Source organism: Amycolatopsis roodepoortensis (genome assembly GCF_024628825.1).
Taxonomy (GTDB): Bacteria; Actinomycetota; Actinomycetes; order Mycobacteriales; family Pseudonocardiaceae; genus Amycolatopsis; species Amycolatopsis roodepoortensis.
In genome coordinates this window covers 4,618,219-4,641,473 of the sequence record NZ_CP102415.1, presented here as the reverse complement: position 1 = coordinate 4,641,473, position 23,255 = coordinate 4,618,219, and the positions used below count along the sequence as shown (strand labels likewise).

Annotated in this window: 22 protein-coding genes; 9 read left to right on the top strand and 13 right to left on the bottom strand. The window is 69.8% G+C overall.

The genetic code is table 11. The features are described from left to right. Window positions 1-27 precede the first annotated feature (27 nt). The 7 genes from NQK81_RS21940 (at window position 28) to NQK81_RS21910 (ending at window position 4,221) form a co-directional block, all read left to right on the top strand. Entirely contained in the window at window positions 28-471 is a 444-nt protein-coding gene (locus NQK81_RS21940) for a hypothetical protein (protein WP_257489599.1), read from the top strand. A gap of 62 nt (window positions 472-533) precedes the next feature. Then, window positions 534-725, top strand: coding sequence for a hypothetical protein (locus NQK81_RS21935; protein WP_257489598.1), 192 nt, complete (start codon window positions 534-536; stop codon window positions 723-725). A 13-nt stretch (window positions 726-738) separates the two neighbouring features. After that, a complete protein-coding gene (locus NQK81_RS21930) occupies window positions 739-1,227 on the top strand; it encodes a hypothetical protein (RefSeq protein ID WP_257489597.1) in 489 nt (162 codons plus the stop codon). Beyond that, window positions 1,224-2,036, top strand: coding sequence for a hypothetical protein (locus NQK81_RS21925; RefSeq protein WP_257489596.1), 813 nt, complete (start codon window positions 1,224-1,226; stop codon window positions 2,034-2,036). The genes NQK81_RS21930 and NQK81_RS21925 overlap by 4 nt, the downstream gene beginning before the upstream one ends. A 40-nt stretch (window positions 2,037-2,076) precedes the next feature. Then, window positions 2,077-2,430, top strand: coding sequence for a hypothetical protein (locus NQK81_RS21920; RefSeq protein ID WP_257489595.1), 354 nt, complete (start codon window positions 2,077-2,079; stop codon window positions 2,428-2,430). Then, on the top strand, window positions 2,427-2,759 hold the full coding sequence (locus NQK81_RS21915; protein ID WP_038520583.1) for a hypothetical protein: 333 nt from the start codon (window positions 2,427-2,429) through the stop codon (window positions 2,757-2,759). Before NQK81_RS21920 ends, NQK81_RS21915 begins: the two co-directional genes overlap by 4 nt. A 211-nt stretch (window positions 2,760-2,970) precedes the next feature. Next, window positions 2,971-4,221, top strand: coding sequence for a DNA/RNA helicase domain-containing protein (locus NQK81_RS21910; protein WP_257489594.1), 1,251 nt, complete (start codon window positions 2,971-2,973; stop codon window positions 4,219-4,221). 308 nt (window positions 4,222-4,529) lie between these two features. Here the strand turns inward: NQK81_RS21910 and NQK81_RS21905 are convergent, their stop codons facing one another. The 13 genes from NQK81_RS21905 to NQK81_RS21845 all read right to left on the bottom strand — a co-directional run bounded on the left by NQK81_RS21905 (window position 4,530) and on the right by NQK81_RS21845 (window position 21,207). Beyond that, window positions 4,530-5,381, bottom strand: coding sequence for a hypothetical protein (locus tag NQK81_RS21905; protein WP_257489593.1), 852 nt, complete (start codon window positions 5,379-5,381; stop codon window positions 4,530-4,532). 372 nt (window positions 5,382-5,753) lie between these two features. After that, a complete protein-coding gene (locus NQK81_RS21900) occupies window positions 5,754-6,212 on the bottom strand; it encodes a hypothetical protein (RefSeq protein ID WP_257489592.1) in 459 nt (152 codons plus the stop codon). Window positions 6,213-6,315: 103 nt separating this feature from the next. After that, a complete protein-coding gene (locus NQK81_RS21895; RefSeq protein ID WP_257489591.1) occupies window positions 6,316-7,455 on the bottom strand; it encodes a hypothetical protein in 1,140 nt (379 codons plus the stop codon). Between the two features lie 6 nt (window positions 7,456-7,461). Continuing rightward, window positions 7,462-7,977, bottom strand: a complete 516-nt coding sequence (locus tag NQK81_RS21890; protein WP_257489590.1) for a hypothetical protein — start codon at window positions 7,975-7,977, stop codon at window positions 7,462-7,464. A 393-nt stretch (window positions 7,978-8,370) separates the two neighbouring features. Continuing rightward, complete coding sequence (locus tag NQK81_RS21885) at window positions 8,371-9,345, bottom strand: C40 family peptidase (protein ID WP_257489589.1); 975 nt, start codon at window positions 9,343-9,345, stop codon at window positions 8,371-8,373. Window positions 9,346-9,417: 72 nt separating this feature from the next. Then, window positions 9,418-10,506 carry a replication-relaxation family protein gene (locus NQK81_RS21880; protein ID WP_257489588.1) on the bottom strand — a complete coding sequence of 363 codons (1,089 nt, stop codon included), beginning with the start codon at window positions 10,504-10,506 and terminating at the stop codon, window positions 9,418-9,420. Window positions 10,507-10,640: 134 nt separating this feature from the next. Next, on the bottom strand, window positions 10,641-13,202 hold the full coding sequence (locus NQK81_RS21875) for a type IV secretory system conjugative DNA transfer family protein (RefSeq protein WP_257489587.1): 2,562 nt from the start codon (window positions 13,200-13,202) through the stop codon (window positions 10,641-10,643). Between the two features lie 68 nt (window positions 13,203-13,270). Then, the gene (locus NQK81_RS21870) at window positions 13,271-15,241 is read right to left on the bottom strand and encodes a VirB4 family type IV secretion system protein (protein ID WP_257489586.1); all 1,971 of its coding nucleotides are present in this window, start codon (window positions 15,239-15,241) and stop codon (window positions 13,271-13,273) included. Window positions 15,242-15,247: 6 nt separating this feature from the next. Next, entirely contained in the window at window positions 15,248-16,495 is a 1,248-nt protein-coding gene (locus NQK81_RS21865; protein WP_257489585.1) for a PrgI family protein, read from the bottom strand. Between the two features lie 13 nt (window positions 16,496-16,508). Beyond that, window positions 16,509-18,746, bottom strand: coding sequence for a TrbL/VirB6 family protein (locus NQK81_RS21860; RefSeq protein ID WP_257489584.1), 2,238 nt, complete (start codon window positions 18,744-18,746; stop codon window positions 16,509-16,511). 153 nt (window positions 18,747-18,899) lie between these two features. Continuing rightward, window positions 18,900-19,238 (bottom strand): Mbov_0395 family pilin-like conjugal transfer protein, encoded by a 339-nt coding sequence (locus tag NQK81_RS21855; RefSeq protein ID WP_257489583.1) that lies wholly within the window; start codon window positions 19,236-19,238, stop codon window positions 18,900-18,902. Window positions 19,239-19,420: 182 nt separating this feature from the next. Then, window positions 19,421-20,479, bottom strand: a complete 1,059-nt coding sequence (locus NQK81_RS21850) for a sigma-70 family RNA polymerase sigma factor (RefSeq protein WP_257489582.1) — start codon at window positions 20,477-20,479, stop codon at window positions 19,421-19,423. A gap of 542 nt (window positions 20,480-21,021) precedes the next feature. Then, on the bottom strand, window positions 21,022-21,207 hold the full coding sequence (locus NQK81_RS21845; RefSeq protein ID WP_257489581.1) for a hypothetical protein: 186 nt from the start codon (window positions 21,205-21,207) through the stop codon (window positions 21,022-21,024). Between NQK81_RS21845 and NQK81_RS21840 the strand changes: the two genes are divergently transcribed. Both NQK81_RS21840 and NQK81_RS21835 read left to right on the top strand, forming a co-directional pair. Next, entirely contained in the window at window positions 21,194-21,985 is a 792-nt protein-coding gene (locus NQK81_RS21840) for a hypothetical protein (protein ID WP_257489580.1), read from the top strand. The genes NQK81_RS21845 and NQK81_RS21840 overlap by 14 nt on opposite strands. A gap of 68 nt (window positions 21,986-22,053) precedes the next feature. Next, entirely contained in the window at window positions 22,054-23,163 is a 1,110-nt protein-coding gene (locus NQK81_RS21835) for a TRM11 family SAM-dependent methyltransferase (RefSeq protein WP_257489579.1), read from the top strand. Window positions 23,164-23,255 lie beyond the last annotated feature (92 nt).

Below are 23,255 nucleotides of genomic sequence, written 5' to 3'. Positions count from 1 at the left end.
TCAGAGTCCAGAAAGGACAGACCAACGATGACTACGTTCCTGCCTATTCCCCACGACCTCTACCGTCACGCCGAGCCCGAAGCGGGCGAGATCCTGCCCGCCCTGACCGGACGGGATAAGCGGTACCGCCCGGTCGAGCGATTCGACCCGAACTGGGGTTACATCCTCTCCGGTCGCGCGTCGACTGTCGCGGTGGTGTCCGCGCTGTATTGCGGCGAGCTCGACGTGCCCGAGCGCGCGTGGCCCGAGGTACTGCGCCTGTATTGCCCGGACGCGTGGCGGATCCTCACCGAGGCGGAGGTCTCGTTCGAGCAGTGGGCTAGCGGCCGTTGCGAGGCGGTGCTGGGCAGCCGGGTCGGGGCCACCGCCAACACCGAACTCGGCGGCTACGCCGTGTTCGTGGTGATGGACGTGCCCGCCGTCGTGGCCGAGGTCGTCGGCACGCTGGGCGCGATTCCCACCTTCAGCTGACCAACCCATTTTCCGAACTACAGAAAGGGCGACACATCATGCGTGACAGGAAGAAGCGTCTTATGTGGACAGTACTGGCTGTGATGCTGCCCGGCCCGTGGACCCCGGTGATCGTGCTCGCTTACATCCTCGGCCGCGCCACCGAACACGACCAGGACGCCACCCACGACGGCGACGCTCCACCATATCCGCCGCCCGATCCGTACGCCTGTGTCCCGGCACCCGTGAGCCCGAACCCCCATGAGTCACGATAAGGAGGACTTGGCGATGTCGAGCAACACCGACTTCTACCTCGGGCGGGGCGAGGACGCGGAGTGGATCGGCTCCCTGCAGGGGGAGTGCTATCCCGAGAACTTCCTCGCTGTCCCACCGGTGCGGCTGGCGGTGACCGCGACCACCGAGGCCATCTTCCGCGCGGCCGTGGCCGACGCTTTCGATGTGTGGGAGGAGGAACGTCTCGGCCGTGCGTATCGGCGCGAGGGCGGCTGGCCGTGGCCGTGGTATTCCAGCCACAACAGCAGCTGGATCATCGCCTTCGACTCCGGCGACGGCGCGGTGTTCGCCACGGTGGGCGGTGGTGTCCGCTGGCACCGTATCGATCCGCGCAACCCGTGGTTTCCCGAGCGGGACGACCCGCTCGGGCCGCCTGATTTGTACGCGTGGCTGCGTGATCCGGCCGCGCCACCGTCGGTGCCGATGCCGCTGATGCGGGAGAAACCCGCCGACATGCCGATCATCGGCGGTGACGCCGGATGAGCAGCACGACGCACGACTTCTACCTCGGACGCGGCCCGGACGCCGACTGGCTCGGATCGGTCCACCTCGGCACCCGCAACGGCCGCTGGCTCGACGAGATCACGCGAGCCCGGTCCGCGGGCGGATTCATCACCCTCGTCGCCCTCTTCCTGCGCACCGCCGAGATCCACGAAGCCGGCGAGGTGACGCTCGGAAACCATGAGTGGCCGTGGCCCTGGCCCACCAGCCACGGCACCGACTACGTGTATGCCTTCGACACTGACGCGGTGTGGACCGCGCGACGAGGTGACCGGTGGTCGCTGCGCGCCGACGAGTACATCCCACCCGGGCCCGACGAGACACCACTGGCCTTCCCGCACATGCGCGACAGCTGCGGCTACACCGGGATCGACGCCGCCGACACCACCGCCCGCCGCTACGGCCCACTGCTGGGCGACACCTATCAACACGACCTAACCCAGCTCGGACTGCGGATCCTCGCTGATGTCACAGGACCACCCGGTCCGGGCGAACCCGCCGCCCTCACCGAGCTCCGGGCACAGCTGCCGCCGCACCTGCGCTACGCCCTCACTGCCGACGAGAGGGACGTGGAGCTGGCATTCGAGGTCTTCGGCTACCACGACGGCGATCCAGCCGCCGAAGCCATCGCACACGCGCTCGCCCAGCTACCGGCCCTCTACGGATGGACCGACCCCTCCGGCGGGCCGCCCCGCTTCGGCGTGCGAGTCCGCATCGCCACCGACGAGCGCCACACCCCGCACCTGGTGCTGGACGACCTCCGCGCACGCGCAGTGCTCACCACCTACTGACCTCCGTCTCCCAGAACCACAACCTGAAGGAGAAGACACCATGTCACCGGACACCGCACCCGCCGACTCCGCCGCCACGGAGGCGGGGGAGCCGCGCAGCGCTGCCAAGCACTGCGCCGCCGCAGCGGCCCTCTTCGCCCGGGCCCGCGCGATCTACCCGACGTTGAGCAGCCGCGCCGTCGACCAGGGCGAATACCGGCGCTGCCTCGATTGGGCGCATCTGCATCTTCGGCTCGCCGAGGCCATCACCTCCGGAGCCGGAGTGGTCTACGCGCACCGTCACCTGCTCGCGAACCCCGATGTGCGCCTGCATGACACCTACGTGAGCGGCGAAACACAGGAGTGGAACGAGTACTTCGAAAGCCAGCACAACGCGACCAGGAGGTCGGCATGAGCACCCAGCCCACGACCCCGTCGCTGGAGCCGTCATGCCCGGACTGTCACGCCGAGATCGGCCATGTTCACCACGAGTGGTGCGACGTGGCCCGCTGTCTGGCCACCGGGCTGCAGCGCACAGGCCACGACGAAGCATGCCCATGCCCGAAAGACACCTGGTCCGGGCGATGGCCCGGCGCGGCCGAATGCTTCGAGTTCGGCTGGACATACGGGGAAGGGCTCCCCGACCTCAACCGCTTGATGACCACCGCCACCTGGGACCCGGACACCCACCGCTGGATTCGTCCCGGCCACCAGATAACGACCGTCGAAGCAGAACCGCGATGACCCACACTCTGCACCGCCGCGGGCTCGCCCGGCGCACCCGACCTCGCTCGCTGGGCGAGCACCAGATCCCGTCTCGGAGAAATCCGAGGGTAGGGTGCGCCCGGCCGCGACACCGCCGCCAGAGCAGGTGACGGATCCGGTGGAGGTGTGGGCCGACGTCCTGAGACCCTGACGCACGTTCGTCTCACCAGTGAGGAGGACCGAACTCATCATGCCGACCGCAGGATCCCCCTCGCGCCCCGCGGCGCCCACGCTGTTCGATCTCGCGGCCCGCTCACTCACCCACGTCGACGTGTTCGCCCTGTCCGACGATCAGCAAACCGTCCTCGACCACGTGCGACGGTGCCTCGCCGACAAGGACGGCCCGAGGGCCGTTGTGGTGGTCGCCGCCGCTGCGGGCACAGGCAAGAGCGCCCTCGCGCTGACTCTGCTCGGCGAGGCGGTGCGCGCCGGCTACCTGGCCCGCCACGCCACCGGCTCGCAGGCGTTCACCACTGCGCTGCGCAAGACCGCCGGACACGGCTCCCGTGCCACCCAGAAGCTCTTCCAGTACTTCGGCACCGCCACGGACACCGAGCCCGACGGGCTGGACCTGCTGGTGTGCGACGACGCGCACCAACTGCGTGCCACCTCGAACACCCGCTACACCCCTGTCTCACGCCGCAGTGACCGCACCCAGGCCGCACAGCTGCTCGAGACCGCCCGTGTCGTGGTGTTCCTCCTCGACGAGGACCAGGCGATCCGTCCCGGGCAAATCGGCACCCGCGACTACCTCGCGACAGCCGCCCGAGCCTGCGGCACCACCGTGCGCATCGCCGAGCTGACGAGCCAGCACCGCCATCACAACGTCCGCTACGACAGTTGGGTCCGTCGCCTACTCGGCCTCGACGACCCACTCAGCCCGCCGACCTCCTGGAGCGGGGACAAGGACGCCGCGCCGCGGTTCGAGCTGCGGGTGGCCGACAGCCCCTGCGAGCTGGAGCAGTTGCTGCGTCCGAAGACCGAGGTCGGGGCGAGCGCCCGGATCACGGCCGGGTTGTGCTGGCCGTGGAGCGACGCGAGTCCAGGAAATCCGTTGGTCGAGGACATCGTGATCGGCGACTGGCGCCGCCCGTGGAGTGTGAAGGGCCAGCGCTCGGTCAACGGGCTGCCGCCCTCGCCATTGTGGGCGATCGATCCCGCGGGCGCCGGCCAGATCGGCAACGTCTACAGCGCGCAAGGCTTCGAGTACGACTACGGCGGCGTCATCCTCGGCCCCGACCTCCTGTGGCGCGACGACCGGTGGATCACCGACCCCGCCGCCACCCGCGACGACGCCCTCGACGGCGCGATGGCCGCCGACGTCGACTTATGGGTGCGCCGCACCTACCGCGTGCTGCTCACTCGCGCCAAGGCGGGCACCGTGCTCTACTCCACCGACGCCGAAACCCGCGCCCTGCTGCACGCCATCATCGACGCGTAGCGGACAGGCGCCCGCTGTCACCAGTGCATGGGATGCGGCCCATCGACGGTATGGGGCAAGAAAAGAAACAACCACGTTCGTGCCCGTGGGGCGGGGAACGATGCCGCCAGTGGGCGGCCGGAATAGTGCCACCGCCATACCGGACGGGCGCGGTCGAGGTTATCGCTGGCCATCGCCCGCTTAACCCGTGGCGTAGGCGGTCGCGGCGCTAACGGGGGGCTGGACTAGCGCGCCGGAGTTATGAGAAGTCTGCGCGCAGGACCGGTTGCCCAAGGGGCGGTCCTGCGCGCGGACTAGGCGGGCGGGCGTCAGGATTTCAGCGCGGGCTTGGTGGCATCGTCGCTCGTGTTCGGGACGTCGGTCTTGTCCGGGTTGATGGCGAACCGCTTCGGTGCCTCGCAGGTTTTGCGCGCGTACCCGTCGGCGACGAGCTTCTCTAGGGCGTTGTTGACCGCGCCGCCCGAACGGCCGAGGTCTTTGCCGATTTTGGCGGGCCCGAAGTCCTCGCCCGGGTGTTCGGTCAGGTACTCCTCCACCATGGCTCGCAGCCCGCCCTTGGGCAGTCGGTCCTTGTCCGGGCGTGCGGTGTCGGTGGCCGCAGGCGACCCCGTCACAGACCGTTCGGGTTTGGTCGCGCCGTCCGTCGGATCCTCTGGAGCCGTGTCGGGCAAGGGAGTGGTTCCGGCGTCGTCGGCTGCAGTAGTCGGACCGGCATCGTCCTGGGCGGTGTCCGTGGCGGTGGATTTCGGGGCGTCGTCGGCGTCGGATACGGTCTTCGTCGCTTCGCTGCTTTCGGCGGTGTTGCCCGCCGGAGCGTCCGGCTGTGCGTCGTCGGTATCGGGCGCGGTGGTGTCCCGGTCCGACGGGGCGAGCGTCCATGTGTCGGGGTTGCGCGGGCCGTCTCCGGCGGTCCGGATCGCGGTGCCGTCGCGTCCCCAGCGGGCCAAGATCTTCGCGGCGGTCGAACGGCCGACTTCGGCGGCCATCGCCAGTGTGGCGGTCGTGGAGGCGGGATTGGCGGTCAGCGCGGCCAGCACTTTGTCTTCCGTGGTGGGCGTGTTCTGTGTGCTGGGTGCATCGGACACGGCGTGCAGGTGGCGGTCGCTGTCGGTGGCATCGGGGACCGGGGCGGTGCTGATGTTGCGGTTCTTGCGGGACATGACGGACTCCATGCGTTGGGGTATGGAATGGGATGGTCATGCCCCGGCCGGGGCGTTGGCCCGCCGGTGCGCATCCGGTTGTTCGGGCTACACGTCTATGGACGCTTCGTCACCGCGCCATTGTCAAGCGATCCGTCAAACAAGACACGTGTCTCATGTGGACACATTGTGTTTTAGTGTTTGCACAATACGAACGGCCCACGTATGGGCGGCCGCCGTCAGCTGTTTCGGCGTTTCGCGATTCGCTCCGGGTGTCACGCAACTGGGGCGGCACTCTGTGTAGGCGACGGTGTCCGTAGCTAACGACCCATTACGGGGCGCGGCCCGTGGTGGCCGCGCCCCGTAATGGGCATGTTGTCGTTTCGGGGCGGGTCAGGTCTGGGGCAGCGTGCCCCAGAGACCGATGCCGCCGACGCCTTCGGCGTAGACGGTGCCGCTGTTGTGGACGGCTTGGATGACCACGAGGTACCGCAGCTGGTAGGGGCTGCTGACGAACCGGTTGTAGTGGCTGGCGAGTGCGAATGCCGACCGGAAGACGTCCCGCGTCAGGTCCATGGTCGGCGCGTCGGCGGTGCCGTGGTCGCTGTGGGGCAGTCCGGTGATCGTGATGCGGATCTGGTTCTGCGGACCGGATTCATCCGCCGCGACGGCGAACTCCGCGTCGGCGTGGATCATGTCGTCTTCCTGGATCGCGACGAGGTCCTCGCGGATGCGGGCGGCGATATCCCGGAGCGGCAGCTCGGCGGTGTCGTCGTGAAAATCGCCCACGATCGCCACGGGGGCCGGAGTTGGTTGGGTCACCGGGGTGCCGATGCTTTCTGTGGTGGTCATGTTGCGGGTTCCTTCCCATTGTTTCTCAATCGCCTGCGGGTGCAGGTCGTCTGTTGTGGACAGTCGCGGCGCGCTCGTCTCACGGCGGGTGGCTGTGTCCGGGTTAGCGGCGCAGGACGTGGACGCGTTCGCCGCCGATGAGGGGTTTGTCTTCTGGTCCGGCGAGGTGGTCGGCGATCCAGATGGGGCGATGGTCGTCTCGGCTGCGGTAGTACTGGTTGCGCCAGTGGCCGCTCACGATCCAGCTGTGGTGGTATTCGCGTGTGCCTTGGCCGAAGGCGTCGCTGTGGCGGTCGGCGGGTGTGGTGCGGGCGCGGCGCAGGTCGACGAGCCGGACGCCCTGATTGAGGGCGGGGTCGTAGCGTTCGATGCGGCGGCGGGCGGCGCGGGGCGCGGCTATCCGTTCGGAACGCACGAGGGTCTGGCCCATCAGGAGCCAGGTGGTGAGGATGGTGCGCTGCAACGCGAGCTGCGCGTCGATCGTGGCGGCGGAGGTGCCTTCGGTCAGTGCGCTGGGCCAGCCCTTCATGTCCGTGAACGTCATGGGGGTGATACCGCACCATTGGTAGCCGTGTGGCGGGGAGAAGCTCGGCGGGATCGGTGCGCGTTCGGTATTGCTCATGAATGTGGCTAGGAGGTGTTTGGCGGCTTGGTCGACGGCGTCGTCGTGGCTGGAGGGTTTGTTGTCCAGGGCGGGTAGCGGCAGGTTCAGCGCGGCGGCTTTCCGCATCTGGGACAGGGCGTAGTCGCGGGGTAGCCGGGCGAGCTTGCGGCCCACATCGACCGCTGTTGGCAGGGGATCGGGGATAGTGCCCCAGGTCTGCACCCACAGGCCGCCACGCCCGGGACCCCACGACACGAGGGAGACGTCGTTGTGTAGTGCGTTGGCGGTCTGGGTGACGGGTGGGTGTTCGTAGACCATGAGTCCCACGGGGGCGGGCAGGTCTTCGGGATGGAGTCGGTAGTCGGCCAGCGTGGTCGCGGCGTGGCTGGCGAGGTCGGTCAGGTTGGCCGAGACGTAGAACAGTTCGGCGGCCGGGATCTGGGCTCGGAGTGTGTCCGCGATCGTGGCGCCGACGTCATCCAGTGGCGGGAAGGCGGGTTCTCCCGCCGAGTCCTCGGGCCGGGTGCCGACGAAGAACCGATACCAGTTGCCCGCGCCGTCCAGGCCGGGGTCCCGGGTCCATTCGGTCATGCGGGCCCGGATCTCGGGGACGTCGTAGGCCGTGACCACCGCTGTCATCGGTGGTCACCGGTCCAGGTCAGTGGCGAGTTTCGCCAGCGCGGTCTCGATGTTGCGCCGTAACGACAACGGCGCACCGGGATGATCGGTCAGGTACGCCACCATGTGCGGGACGGGGGCCGGAGTGTCGTCGCGTGCCAGCGTGACCAGCGCGTCAGGATGCCGCTGATACAGCTCGCCGACCGCCGCCGGGGCGACGGGGTACCACAGGTCACGGATCTCGTAACGGCCGTCGTCCCCGGGCCGGATCACGCGCGGCGGTGAACCGTCGGCGTCGCCCCAGGGGCCGCCGTCGTGGATTTCCAGGGCGTCCCCATACCAGGTGAAGCGGTAGTCGGCGTTGCTGTAGAACGATTCCAGATGGATTCCGATCCAGCGCGCGACGGTCGGGCGGCACCGCAGTCCGACCTCGGCGTCGTTGTTTAGGTTGTGCAGGGCGGGGAACCGGGTCTGGTCCTCGATGACGCCCGGTGGTGTCTCGTCGGCGGGGATGATGCCGGGGAATGCCGGTTTGTACGGCATCGCCACCCACCCCTCGCCTTCCGGCAACGCCGCGGCACAGCCGGGAACGGTAGCGTGTAGTCCGTCCATAAGAGACACATCCCTGTGGCAATGCGGTGCGCGATCCGCGCTATGACATGTCCAGGGACGCTCCATACACGTCGGGATGTCAAGCCAGGTATAGGTTTTGACTCGACGCATCCGTGTAATATCACGGGATCGGGAATTCTCGGCGATAGCCTCGACGGTAACGACGGCGCGCATTTGACATTCGCGACAGGTCAAGCGTGGATGGCGTTATGAAACCAGCCGAAAGCAAAGCCACGCGTACGATCCGCCGACCTCGAAGGCTGCTTTGTACTGCGACTTGAGGCACAAGATCCGCGCGGGCAGCAGAGCTCGCTTGCAGCGAGATCACTGTGCGGGCCGTGTGGCGCCCGCGTAGTCGTCGCCGGGATGGCGGTAGTCGTCGATTCGCACGACTTGACCGAAGTCCGGGGCGTTCACTATCTTCCCGGCCCCGATATAGAGTCCGACGTGCCGGATTTTCGAGAGTGTGCCGTAGAAGACGAGGTCGCCCGGCAGGAGCTGCCCGTCGGGTACTCCTGGCCCGGCGTGGTATTGAGTGTGTGCGGTGCGGGGAAGCGAGATTCCGGCCGCGTTGTAGGCGGCCTTGGTCAAGCCTGAGCAGTCGAATCCGCTGTCGCCGTTCAACGGACCGTTGCCGCCCCACACATACGGCAACCCTCGTTGCCCGCACGCATAGTTGATGGCGGTCATCGCGGCAGCGTTCGGCGCCTGGATGTCGTTGCAGTCACCAGTTCCGGCCGTAGTGGGCGCGGGCTGACAGCGCACCCCGGACACAGCCGCGACGACCGCATGCGCCATGTCCTCGTGCTGTGCGTAAGCATTGGGGAACCCTGAGCCCTGCACGGTCTGTGCGGCGTCGTTGACGCTCATGCTCTGCCAGTTCGGTATGGCATTGAGGCGCTCGAAGAACTTGGCCGCCGCGTAGGTCGGTGTGGTGATCTGTTGCGGGGTGCCCCAGCCCATCGAGGGGCGTTGCTGGAAAAGTCCGAGGGAGTCGCGGTCGCCGTAGTGCAGGTTACGGAGCTTGGACTCCTGCATCGCGGCGGCGATCGCGACCACCCAGCCCGGCTCGGGTATCGCCATCTGTCTGCCGACCGCGACGATGGTGGCGGCGTTGCCCATCTGCTCGGCGGTCAGGCCCGCCACCGTGGCGGTCATCGCCCCGTCGGGTGTGCAGATCAGCGAACTCGCGCCGTTGCCGCCGGACAACGAGCTGACGATGCCGGCGACACCGGCGCCGATGAGCAGCGGAATGGCGAGGACCACGGCGGCGACGGCGGCCCCGAGTTTGCTTCCCATGACTGGATCGAACTCCTTTCACGGCGACAGGTGGCAACGGGACCGCGTTGCGGACGAGCTGTCGCTGCCAGGTCAGTTCTCGCCGCGCGCGATCCGGTTCGGCGTTGCCCGCGGTGGGATTGGACTCGGTGGTGGCAGTCGGTACGGCGAGGCCGCCGCCGCCGCCGCGGCGGCCTCGCCGTCACCGTCCTCGGTGCCGGGGCCGGCCGGTGGTTTCAGGCCGGGCCAGGCGTCGGCAAGGTCGGCGAGGTTGTAGCGCGGGCCGGCGCGATCGGTGCGGGCCGAGGTCAGTGGTAGCCAGACCGCCTCGGCCGGGCTCGGATGCGGCGAGGCGGGGTCGAGCAGGTCGGCCGCGGCGGTGGCTACCGGCACCGTGCGAGGGGCGTCGAGTCCGGCGTGGACGCGGGCCAGGGCGGTGCGGGCACCGGCTTCACGACGGGTGGTCGGTAGCCACATCAGCACCGGCGTCGCGATCCCGGTCGACTCGGCCAGCCGCGCGTAGCCGGCCAGCTTGCGGCCGACCTTGGTGAGGGACTCGGTTCCGGTGTCGAATTCGAGGAACCACTCCACCTCCTTCGTGGTGCCGTGGTGGTGGGTGCGCCAGCGGCCGTAGCCGTCGGGGATGACGAGGTCGCCGAAGTGACGGGCGCAGCGGGATTCCGACCACCAGGCCGTCACCGCCTCGTCGGCCTTGGTGTGGCGGGTGCGGGCGATGAGAGAGGTGAAGAAGTCGTTGACGCCGACGGTGTGGGCGAGGCGCTGGTTGTGGGCGATGGCCATGGCGCGGTCGTGCCGGTAGCCGAGTTCCTTGACCTCGAGGCCGTGTTCGGCGGCGAGCACGGCGGCGCCGGCCGGGCCGAGGACGTAGTGCATCGGGGCGGAGCCGAGTTGCTGGAACGGCCGGAACCGGGAGATCGCGCGCCAGAGATAGAGGTCGAGCACCCGCTGGCGTGCCGACCGACCGGAGGGGAAGGCCGCGTCCTGGATCTGGAAGCTGGTCAGGACCCGGTGCTCGTGCAGCAGGGCCAGGAGCCACTTGTCGCGGGCGGTGAGGCGGGAGGCGAGCATGGCTTGGTGCTCGACCGAGCTGGCGGCGCGGGCGGTATGACGTCCGGGCAAATGATCCCGCAAAGTGTGCTGGCGCGTAGTGGTCGTGATCAACGAACGCTCCCTTGATTGTCAACAGGCTGTGGACAATTGCTGTGGGCAGACCGATGCAGGCCACGGATGAGAACCGGGGCGGCAGCGGACTGTTTCCGTGTGGCGCGAAGGCAAATCCGCGTCCGGCGGGCCGCCTAGGGACGGGTACGGCGTGGGTCGGTCCGGGGCGGCCGGGGCGGGGAGACCCGGCGCTCTACCCGCGTCGCGGTGGTGGCGGCCGCTGGGCTTCCGGCGCGGGAGGTCGTGCTGGTTGCGGTGTTGTGTGCGCGGCGCTGGGCGCGGAGCACGGCCCGGATTTCGCGTGCCCGCCCGGGGATCGGGTCGGGCAGGGGTGTGGTGGCCATGGTGAAGGGCTCGGTTTCCTCGCCGTGCACGACCAGGCGTGCGGCGGCGTGGTAGACGCCGAGGTGGGACAGGTCGTGTTCGGAGAGCCGGGGTGTGGTGTGGCGGGCGAGTTCGCGGGCGTCTTCGGGTGATGAGGAGTAGATGATTTTGTTGCGGGCGTTGGTGGAGAGGCCTTCTTTCAGTTCTCTCGATAGCTGGCCCAGGTGCTGGTGGGCCAAGATGAATCCGTTCCGGAACGCTCGGGCTTCGGCGAGCATGTCTTCCATGGGGTAGGGGAGATGCAGGAAGTTGTGGCACTCGTCGATCACGGTGTGCGCGTCGGGGCGCAGGCGCTGCGGGACGCTGGCGCGGGCGGTGGTGGCCTGCCAGGTTCGTGCCACGACCAGAGACCCGACCAGCCGGGTGGTCTCTTCCCCGAGGGAGCCTTTGGGGATGCGCACGAGGCAGATCCCTCCCTCGTTGAGCACCTGTGACATGTCCACTGTGGAGCGTCCTCCGGCAATGGCTTCTTTTACAAAGGGGCGCAGCAAGAACGCACGGAGTTTGTTCATCAGCGGCGAGATCACCTGGGATCGGGAGCTGTCGGTGAGTTCGTCGTACCACTCCCAGAATCCGCGTAGCACGGGGTCGGTGAGGCCGGTGGTGATGCGGGATCGGAAGGCTTCGCTGGTGAGGAGTTTCGGGAGGTCGGCGAGGGTTGGTACGGCTTCTTGAGCGCGCAGGGTGAGGCAGGCGGCGCGCATGAGGTCGTCGGTGCGCGGTCCCCAGAACGCCGAGTACACGCGGCGGAAGACGGAGACGAGGTTGTCGACCTCACGGTCGGTTTCCCCGCCCTCCAGCGGGTTGAGGATGGGTGGTCGGTGCCGGGAGTCGGCGTCGAACAGCACCACCCGCTCGGCCGCGCTGCGGGGGAGCCGGTTGAGGATGTCGGTGACCAGGTCGCCTTTCGGGTCGATCAGGACGACACCACGCCCGTTGTCGACGTCGTCGAGGATGATCTGGCCGAGCAAGGTGGACTTCCCGGAACCGGTCGGCCCGATCAGGTGCAGGTGGTAGCGGCCGTCAGCGAGCCGCAGCCCGACCGGCCGGGCATGCCCGGTGTCGGAGTGCCCCAGCGGCATCACGCCCGGACCCGGGGCGGGGATGCCGGGCGGTGGGGCGACGGCTTTGGCACCGGCGCGTTCGACGCCGGGGATCTCGGCGTCGGTGGGCAGATGCGCGAGCGCCGCGAGTTCAGGCACGGAGAGTAGGTCTCCACGGCCGAGGCGCCGGTCGGCGAGCGCGCGGGCGGGCCGGTGGAGGCGGGTGCGGGTGTAGTGGTTGTGGTCGGTGTAGGCGGCGAACGCGGCGGCCAGCGCGTGCGCCCGCCCGCGCGCGGTGTCACGGGCTTGCCGTGCCAGGTCGTCGGTAGCGTCGGCGGGGAGGTCGGTGGTCACGGCGTACCGGATCACCGTCTCGTACTGCGAACCGCGCTGTTTGTTCACGATCGCCTTGTTCTGTGTCGAATATTCCAGCGACAGCTGCGGATCCTGGCTGATGCGTCGCGAGTCCGAGGTCCGGCGAGTGCGGGTGGCGTTCGCGCCTGGGGTGATCGCGTCGAGGATCCGTCCCCCGAGCCGTCCCGAGGAGCCGTGGTGGACCCGGCGGGCGGCGCGGCGGGCTTGGGCGACGCGGCGGCCGGTGACCGGGCGGGCGAGGATCTGCACGCAAGCCCGCTCGTCGCGGCTGAGTCCGACCGGCGCGCCGAGCAGACCGCGGATCGGGTCGGCGTCGAACGCCGTGCGGATCGGGAGGGCCTCGGTGCGGGCGAGGCGTAGCTGGCCGCCGACGGTGATCCGCCGGCGCCCGGTCTCCAGCGCGGGGAAGGGTGAGGTGGCTGGGTTGGTGCGGGTGTGGGCGCCGGGCCAGGCGGCCTCGACCGCCCGTTCCACCAGTGAGGGTGGGATAAGGCCGGGGACCCAGAATTGCACGGTGACGCCGTGCTCGCCGAACACGTACTCCATCGCCAGATGAGGTTGCCCGGCCCAGAACCGCCGCCAGGCGGGGCGGAGGAGACCGACGAGATTGGACCAGACCGCGGCCCCGCCAGCGGGATCGACGGTCGGCGGGGCGAGAACGGTGATCCGGCGAGCATCGGCCAGCAGCGCGGCGTGACGGCGACTACGCCACCAGCGGCGCGCGACAACAGCGCCCGCCAGGGCGACGGCCAGGGCCGGGACGATGACCGGTCCCCAGGTCAGTGCCCAGTCGCCTGCGGCGGTGAGCAGGCGACCGGTGACGCCGCCGGGGTCGCGCAGATAGTCACTCACCCCGTTCTGCGTCACCGGGGATGCCGCGTTGTGTACGGACATGACGGAACTCCATTCCGGGAAAACTCCTGTGAGACGAGGGAAAGCCGGGAAGCGGCACGGGGCCGGGATCACGCGGTGTCGAGGTCGACCTGTCTTGCGTCGTCGAACCCGTCGTCGATGTCGGCACTGCCGGCCTCGTAGACAGAGCCGGTGGTCTCGGTGGGGCCGAGGTCGATGTAGGCGTCGGCGAGGCCGCTGTCGGTGGCATCCGGGTCCTGTTCGGCGAACCGGGCCAGTTCGGCGGGATCGGTGGTGATCAAGAAGTTCTCTGTGGGCGAGGCCAGTGACTGGACCGCCACTCGCAGCGTGCCGGAGCTGAGCAGGCCTTGGCCGCGGTCGGCCGACAGCAGGAACCGCCGCTCTCCAACGGAGAGGTCGAAGGTCTCGGCGATCTCGTCGATCGCCTGCGGCGCCGCGCGAAGGAGCACCTGGGTCGCGGCGTTGCTCACGATGGCTTTGCCCAAGTCGCTGCCGAGCAAATCAGCTGCGTCCTGGGTGGCGGTGGTCAGCCCGCACCAGTGTTTGCGGGCGGCTTTGGCCAGGCGCAGTAAGAACAGTGCCGCCTCCTGCTGGCGCATGAGGACTCCGGCTTCGTCGACCACGACCAGCCGGGGACGGCGGTCAGCCGGGTTCGAGACACGCCGCCAGACGGTGTCGAGCACGAGCAGGGTGCCGATCGTGCGTAGCTCGTCGGGCAGGTCGCGTAGGGAGAACACCACGAGGTGCCCGTCCGGGGTGGTCGTGGTGGGTCCGTCGAAGAGGTCGGCGAACGAGCCATCGACAAACGGGTGCAGCCGGGCGGCGAGGTCGGCGGCCATCGCGTCACCACCGTCGCCGGTGGCGGCGAGCACGTCGCGCAAGTCGCGCAGCAGTGGCGCCGGGCGCGTCCAGGTGCGGGCGTCACCGGTGATGCCCGCGCGGTGGTAAGTGGCGGTGATCGCGGTGTCGAGCACGGCTCGTTCGGCGGCGGTGACCTCCGCGCCGAACAGCACAGCCAAGACGGTGTGCAGGAACAAGCTGCGCCGCTTGAGGGCGTCCTGTGGCGCGGTCCGGCGTCCGTTCGCGCCGAGGTGCACGGGCAGGTCGAACGGGTTCAGCCGGACTCCGCCCGCGCCGAGGTGGACGTAGGTGCCGCCGACTTGGGAGGCCAAGCGGGCGTATTCGTCTTCGGGGTCGATGACGAATGCCTGGACTCCGTGCGTGGCCCACCCGTTCTCGGTGTCGCCGAGCCGGCGGTAAAGGCTGCGCAGGGTCTCGAGCTTGACGAAGTACGACTTGCCCGCGCCCGACCTGCCGAGGACGACGGAGTTGTAGTTGTCGCAGGCGAACCGGTCCCAATGCACCAGCCCGGAGGAGCCGACGTTGTAGCCGTAGAGGACCCCGGACGGTGCGGACGTGGTCGGGTCGGTCGGCGGGAGGTCCGGCGAGGTGAACGGGTAGGCGGCGCTGACCGCGGCGGTGTCGAACGTCCTTGTCAGACCGAGCGGGTCGAGTCCGAGCGGCAGGGTGCTCACCCAGCCCTGCAAAGCCCGATAGGTCGCGGGTTTGGCGTCCAAGAGCAGGGACGCGCACAGCGACCGCAGCGCGGAGACCTCCTCAGCGAGGGAGGTTTCGTCCGGGGCGTGCACGGTCAGGTACAGCCCGAAGCGGAACAGGCGTCCGTCGCCGCGGGCGATGCTGCGCGAGAGGTCGGCGGCGTCCTCGGCGGCGGCGTCGAGGTCTGGGTCGTCGAGCCGGTCATGCTTGGCGTTGTGGCGGCGGGACGATTCGAGTTTGGCGCGTTGCTTGCGCAGTCCGCTGGCCGCGGTCGCCGGGTCGACGGGCTGGACGTGGACCGAGACATCCAAGCGGGCGGGGTAGGTCAGCAGCGGGGCGAGCCAGCCGGGGTAGACCTCCTGCGGATAGCCCGTGACGCCGAAGCTCGCGACGAATTCGTTGCCGACCTCGAGGTGCCGGGCGGACACCGACAGCGCGTCCGGGGTGAACGCTCCCGCCGACCCGGACCGGGCCACGGTGCTGTGGTTTCTGGTGCGTGCCATCAGGGGTTACCTGCTTTCGATCTCGTCGTCGTAGTCCCAGTCCTCGTCCTCAGCCAGCCACGGGCCCGGCGCCTGCGAGCGACCGGAGCGCGGCGCGACAGTGGATGGACGCGGCGGAGCCGGATGAGACGCCGCCGCGAGATCGGCATCGCCGGCGGGGTCGTCGGGGCCGTAGAGGTCGGTGAAGGTGGTGGTGGAGGTGACGACCTCGTCGGCCCCCGCCAGTGCGGCCGAGGGCGGCAGGAAGGTGTCGGGGTTGCAGGCCGCCGCGAGAACGCCGGTCGCGGCGGCGGCGTCGAGCGGGGTGGCCACGATCCCGGCCGGGATCAGCAGCTCTACGGCCTCGTCCAGGCGGCGCACCAGGCGTTGCTCGGCTGCCTGCCGTATTCCGTTCTCCACCGATCCGTTGTCGCGGCGGTGGTGTCGCCAGGGCAGCACGCTCGACGCGGCGGCGGGGGCTGGGCCGGTGCGCAGCGGTTCGCGCAACACCAGCAGCACTTGGCGGCGGAGTAGATCCGCCTGGGCGGTGAGCTCGGCGAGGTAGTCCGCGTGGTCCCGCGCGGCCGCTTCCAAAGCGGGGTGCGGGAGCCCGCCGGCGTGGGTCCGGAGTTCGGCGATCTGCGGGGCGAGGTCGAGCCGTTCGGCGCGGATGAGGATCTGCACGGGCGCGGTCAGTGAGTGTAGGTAGCGCGCGAAACTGGCGACGAGCGCCTCTTGTTCCCCGGGTGTGCGCAGCGAGAAGTTGACGGTGCTGCACACGGCGATGACGGCGAGCCCGTCGGCGCCGAGGTCGACGATCCCGGCGTGTGCGCCGGTGTCGGCGACACCGTGGGCGGGCAGCTCCAACGGTGCCGGGGACACCGGCTCGGTCCCGGCCGGTGACCGACGCCGTCCGTCACGGCTACGGGCGCGGGTGTCGGAGTGCTGGGCGGTGAGCCAGGCCGGGGCCGTGCGGACGCCTTCGGGCGCGGCGACCCGGTGCCGCGGCGACAGGTGCTGGCGGATCGCGGCGAGCGCGAGGCGGTCCAGGGGCAGCCCGTCACGCTGTCCAAGAGCTAGCACGGTGGCCGTGATCCCGACCGGGATGGCGACGATGAGGAACACCGGCAGCGGCACGAATCCACGGGTCAGCGAGTACAGGCCGTAGAGCAGGAGGCCGGTGACGCCGAGGATCGCGAGTTGCCGGGCTGTTAATGGTCCGAGCACCCGGTCCGGGCGGTCGACGTCGGCGGGCACACGCACAGGAGAAGTCATGGCGAATCGGTCCTCACTTCGTCTTCGGGCCCCGCCGGGCGGGCAGGTCCAGGGGCAGGCGTAGTTGCGTTCCGGCTCGCCGTTTCGGCGGAGGTGAAGCGCTCGTCCCGCTGGCAGGCGGCGGGGGTGTGGGCTGGCGCCGGACGCCGAGGGGAAGCGGGTACTGGCCGGAGGCGAGTGGCCGGTTGCCGGTGTAGGCATCCCGTGCCGGACGACGCGAGGAGCGGGCCGCGCGGTTGATCTGGCCGGACGGGGTGATCAGCCCAGGCCCGGTTTGCCGCGGTGGGCTGGCCGGCGCCGGGTTGGCGAGGTCGTCGGCGAGCGACCGCCGAGGCGTAGCCGGGCCTGCTGGACGCAGGTGGATCGGCAGCATCCCGGCGCTCGGCGCGATCAGCGCGCGGGGAAGATGCGCGGGCGGGCGGGCGTTGCGGTTGACCCGCCCGTCCGAGGTGAGCAACCCGGGCTGGGGCACCGGCGGCGGCATCCCGGCGCCTCGTGCGGCGAGGTCGTCGGCCAGGGACCGGCGTCCGACCCGGTCGGGGTTCCTGCGTGTGGTGATCGGCAGCCCGAGCTGGTCACGGGGCAGCGCGCCGGGCAGGGAGTCCGGTGGGAGCGCCCGCGGGTTCGCCGCGACTGTCTGCTCGTCCCCGGAGCCACTCGTGGTGAACAGCGACAGCTGTCCCTGTCCGGGTTTCCTCCCCGCTCCGGCGGCGGTGTCCGTCATCTCACCCAGACGCGGGGAGCGCCCGGGAGCGGGGCGTGTGCGGCGGACCCGTATCGGCAGCATGAACTGGCCCGAACGGGTCGACGGCGGATCCGCGGGTGCGGTGTCGCGTCCGCGCGCACGATGTGCCGGGCCGGGCTTGCGGCCCTTGCCACCAAAGAGAGAGCCGGCGCCGCCGAGCAGCCCCAGGGTCTTGTAGGCGATCGCGCCGCGCACCAGCGACCCGAGCAGCGAGCGCCGACCATTCCCACGCAGAGGTTGCAGGCACCAGAACGGGATCTTGACCAAAATCCACATCAGCGCGACGCAGAACAGAAGATTGGTCACCCCGTTCAGCGTCGGCCCGAAGATGGTGAAACCGCCGGGGGTGAAGAACACCCGCAGCGCCGCACTCAGCGCACCGGCCTGTCCGATCGGGATGATCAGCAGCAGACCGTAGGCCTTCCACCAGAACACGGCGACGCCCTCGGTGTGCGGCAATGCGTGCCACATCAGCACGAACGGCGCGGCGGCGATCAACAGCATCGTCGCGAGGACCCGCAGGATGAACGTCAGCAGAAGAACGACGAGCAGCGCGGCGAGCGCGAGCCCGATGAACAGCAACCAGCCCTGCCCGCCGTTGAGCGAGCCGAGGATCATGTCGGTCATCGCCTTGGCGGCGGTGTTCGGGTTGACCGCGTCGGTCATCAGCGCCGAGCTGACCGCGTTGGAGATCTCGATGCCCTGGGTCGCCAGGAACAGCGACAGCGTCCCGGCAAGGAACCCGGCCGCGAGCCGGGGCGCGATCTCCTTGATCGTGTAGCGGGTCTGCAGGGTTTCGTAGGCCATCAGGATCAGGCCCGCGATCACGACGATGCTCCCGTAGAAGGCGAGCATCAGGTGCCAGGACTCGGTCCAGGCCTGGCCGATGCCGGGCAGCAGGCTCGGGTCCGGTGTGGACAGCACCGTCTTGCCCAGCAGATCGAGCAGCGGGTTCAGTGCGCCGATCACCAGGCCACGGAAGAAGGTGTCGATGGCCTCGGTGACACACGCGACCGGGTCGGTGAACCCGCACTCGCTGTCGTCGTCGCCGGGGTCGCGGGGTACTGGCTGTGGGATGCAGTTCGGTCCGTCGCACGGCTGGCTCGTGGGCGGCTGGGTGGGGAGATTGCCGCACTCGGGCAGCACCGAGCCTGGGAAACACGACACCGGCGCCGACGGGCCGGGAATCAGCGGTGTACTCGGCGGGCCCGTCGGCGGCGCGGGTCGCGGCGACGACGTCCCTGGCAGAAGGCACGCCGGTTCGGCAGAGCCTGGCACGCAGCTGGGATTGGGCGGCAGCGGCAGTACCGGTGGCTGCGCGGGCGCCACCGGTGCCGCCGCTGCCCCGGGCGCGGGCGTGGGCCCGGGTGCGGCCGAGGCGGTCAGCGCGATTCCGGCGACGGTCACCAGCAGCGGCACCAGCACCGCGAGCGCGCGGGCCCACTGCCGCTGGTGCAGCCAGCGTCCGCGACGGCGCCGGGCGGGTGCTGCCGGTGGTCCGAGCATGAGCCGATCGCCGCGCCCCGACCTCGTGTCCGTGCCGTCATGGTGAGGACTGGAATCGGCACTTCGGGCGGGGCGCACGGTCGGTGCCGCCGGTCGGCGCAGGGCGGGGTCGCGTGGACGGAAGGACGGTGTGTGGTGTGGGGTGGTCATCGCTCACACCCCGCCCACGATGCCCTTGAGGATCTCGACCACGAGCGGGGCGAGTGCGGCGAGCCCGAAGCCGATGCCGGCGGCTTTGAACGCGCCCTTGGCTTTCTCGATTTCGCCGGGGTCGCCCGAGGCCATCAGGTAGCGCAGGCCGCCGATGGTGATGAACACGACCGCGACCCCCGCCAAGATCCCCATGATCCAGTTACGGATGTTGTTGAGGACCTGATCGACGGTCGCCGCGAGCGCGACATAGTGGACGGTCTCCGCCCGCGCGGCCGACGATGTCAGCAGGACCCCGGTGGCGACCAGCCACCCCAGCAGCACTAGTCGACGACGGGTCACACAGTGACGAAGCCGGGGCCGCGTAGTGGCAGACCGGGCACTGTGGCATGGCCGATCGGGAGCGGGCATCCTCGTCCGAGGACGCGCCTCGCCGGTGCACACGGTGGTGGCCTGGATTCCGCCGCGGCGGAATGCGACGCGGCGGACCGGCTGGTGGACGGAACGGGACAGACGGGGTGGTGTCAGTCGCATGAGTTCACCTCCCGGCCGGTCTGCGCGAGCGCAGCGGAGCCGATACGGCGAGTGTGGAAACGGGGTTCCGCGGGCAGCTGGGTTCCGCGCGAAGCGAGGTCCGATCGCGGCACGGGAGCGTCGGCAAGTCGTGGAAGACAGCGGAGCCAGGCAGGGATCAGTAGCGATGCCTGGCGGACGCGCGGCACTGATACAGCAGGGTTGTCCTCGTGTCCGGTCAGGTCGGAAATCAGGCGCTGTTCAGCGCGGCTGCGTACCTTCCGGATCGCCCACCCGTCACGGCCGAGAGGCCCTCCGGCGTCCTCGATCGGCACGTCGCCGAAGCGGGTGTCCCAGATCAGGGCGGCCTCCTCGAAGGTGATGACACCGTCGCGGACGGCGGCCATCAGCAAGTCCTCGGGATGTCCGCCCAGTCGCTGAGGCGGTGCCGAGCGGAAACGAGCGGATCTCGCCGCGAGTTCGTCCAATTCCTCGGTCAGCAGCGGGGCGTCGAGAGCCTCGCGCAACGCGAGATAGCCGCAGCGGAAAGCCGCCCACCGCAGACGCGCGAGGATCGCCGGCCGGTCCAGATCGACCTCGTTCAGCCACTGCAGGAACCCGGTCAAGACTTCGGCGTGGATGTCGTGCTTGTCGCCACTGAACCATTTGGTCAAGGCCGCCGCGACAGGCAGCAGAACGGGCAGCGCCAGCCCGACGCACGCGACGGTCCACGTGCCGCGCTCGGTTCGCGCGCGGGTGATCAGATAGGTCCACGCCGCGTCCCGCACGTCCTGCGTGCACTCCTCGGCCACCAGCACCGCACCCAGCTCATCCAGCGGCACCGGCCGAGCGGGCAGACCCGCGATCTCGGCGCCGTTCACACACACCGGACGCGGGCCGGTCACCAGCCACTCAAAGCTGACAGCCGCGACATCGAACACCCCGCCCTCTATGCCTGTGCCCCGACGGACAGAGCAAGAGCCCGGTTCGGGCTCGACGTTCGATAACGATGAGTCCATGTCGGCCACACTCCCTAAAAGGCGAAATAAGGACGCCTCGAAGAAAGCCATAATCGGCGCCTCAAAACCGCCTCCAAACCGCCTCAAGACCGCTTCGCGGGCGCCTCAAAAGCGCCTCAATGCTCGGAGTCGCGAGCAAAGGTCAGCGTGCTTCCTGGCGCGAGAATCCCATCACGAGGCGCCGTCTTCGACGGAGAGCAAGGGGATTGAGCTGCACATGCGAGCTGTTCGGTTCAGGTTTCGCGCGGCGGCGCCTCAAGCTTCCAGCTCGACAGGTGCGCGGTCGGGCGGCGCAATGAACCCTCAGTGCGCAATCAGATTCTGAAAGCGTTGACGCATTCGGCGCGCCGCGAGCCGGTTTAGCAAATTAATCTGAAAATTTCCGATACCACATGTCCAAAATCGACGTTTTTTGCGGAGTTAGGGGGTGACAGCGCCACACACCGAATACGTGGTGGCAACTCGTGCTCGGAGGTCCTGATGTCCCCTCGTCCGCAGTCGCCGGACGGCCGCCCCGGTCGCCGCACAGACTCAACTCGCCCGCCGCGCCCCCGGCGCGGCGGCGACCGCGCTCCCTACCCCGGAGCCCGCGTTCACAGCACCACGGCAGGTGCTGGCGGGACCGACAGCACCTCGCGTCCCGAGGGCACTCCGACCTCGTCGCGCCGGCGCCCGGCGCCGTCGTCGACCGCGCCGACGCCAGCGACGGTGTGGACGTGCGGGCCGGACCCGATCGACGCGCACGCGGTGTGGCCGGTACCGATCGTGGAGTCCGTCACGGCGGCGTTCACCGACCCCGGTGCGCACGTCGTCCTGGTAGACCTCGACCCCGCTCCGGCCGCAGCACTGAGCTCCGGTGCGGACGGCTCGGCGACGACCGGCGAGGCGTCGTTGGTGGCGGCACGGGAGGCGGTGTGCGCGCTCGGCCGCACCGCCGACACGGTCACCTTCCACAGCTGCGACGGCGGCTCCGCCGTGTCGTCGCGCCCGTTCTGGGCTGACCTCGTCACCGAGGCGACCGACCCGTCCGCGGAGCTGGCCGGAACACCGCCAGCCCCGGCGCGCACCGGTTCCCCCGCCAGCGCGGAAGGACCGGAGTCCGAGCGCGGCGCGCGTGCGGATCTCGTGATCGTGTCCCTGCCCGCCCATGCCGCCGCGTCGGTGTCGCTGGACCGGCTCGCGCTACTGGCGGCGAACCGTCTGCGCCAGGGCGGCATCCTCGCGGTGTACACGCACAGCGACTGGACGCGGGGTCTGCTGGTCGATCCGACGGGCGCGATCGTCGCCGCTGCGCAGCACGCCGATCTGCTCTACCTGCAGCACATCGTCACGTTGCACGCTCCCGTGGAGAAGGGGCGCCTGCGGGCCGCGCCGAGCGCGGCGGTGGCCGTCGAGTACGACCGCGCCCGGCATCGCGCGGCGGTGCGCGGACTGCCCGCCCCGCATCTGCGCGCGCATGGCGATGTCCTCGCGTTCGCGCAACCGGCCGATCCCGGCGCACCGCCCTCCGGGACCGGTCCGGCGACCCCCGTGCCCGGCGCTGGAGGTGGCCAGTGACCCCGCACCTGCCGCGCCCGGCCGAGCCGTCCCCTGCCGCTCCCGCACCAGCGAAAGGCAGCGCCCTCATGTCCCACCAGCACTCCGCAACATCGACCGCCGCCGACGCGACCAGCTCGACCACCCACAGCAGCGCCGACCCGACCGTGCCGATCTCCCGCGCGCTCATCGACACCCTCGACAACGCCAGTGACACCAGCCCGGCGCAGACGGGCATCGTGACCGGACACGGCCCCGCCAGCCCGACCGGTGCGTTCGATGCCGGCGACCTGCCGTTGTCGGTGTGGGCGACCGCGCAGACCTCCCCGGCCTCTCAGCGCAAAGGCCGCTATGTGAGTGCCTCCACCGCACACCCGGCGAAGATGCTCCCGGCCGTGGCCACGCACGCCATCCACGCCTATACCCGCCCCGGGGACCTTGTCTTCGACCCGATGGCCGGATCCGGCACCACGCTCGTGGAGGCGATCGACGCCGGGCGCCGCGCGGTCGGTGTCGAGTACGAACCGCATTGGGTCAGCGTCGCCCGAGCGAACCTCGACCTGGCCCGGGAACGCGGCCACGACCACGACGGCGAGATCGTGCACGGCGACGCCCGGCAGCTGCCGTCCCTGTTGCCCGCGAAGTACCGGGGACAGGTCGCGCTCGTGATCACCTCCCCGCCCTATGGGCCGTCCACGCACGGGCAGGTCGTCACCGCCAGCACCGACTCCGACGACGGGAAGGTCCACAAGTACCACCACCGCTACGGCAGCGCACTGGATCGCGGGAACCTCGCCAACGTCGGCCATCACCGGCTGCTGGCCGGCTTCACCCGCATCCTCACCGGCTGCGCGGCCGTGCTGCGCCCCGGCGGCCACATCGCGATCACCGCGCGCCCGTGGCGCGAGCATTCGGAGCTCATTGATCTGCCCTCGCAGATCATCGCCTGTGGCCAGGCCGCAGGGCTGGCGCCGGTCGAACGCTGCGTCGCTCTGCTGGCCCGCGTCGCCGACCGCGAGCTGGTCGCCCGCGGGAGCTTCTTCCAGCGCGACTTCATCCGCAAACAGCGTGAGCAGGGCCTGCCCTTGCATCTGATCGCGCACGAGGACGTCATCGTCATGGCCAAGCCCCTCACGCCCAGCGGCACGTCGGCCTCGTCGGGCGACTGGGACGCGAGTCGTGAGCGGTGGGCGTCGTGAGCACGCGGGTGCACTGCCGGGACTGCGGCTGGGACGCGCACTTCCGGCATCCCACCACAGCCCGGCGCGCCGCCACCCGACACCGCTGCCCG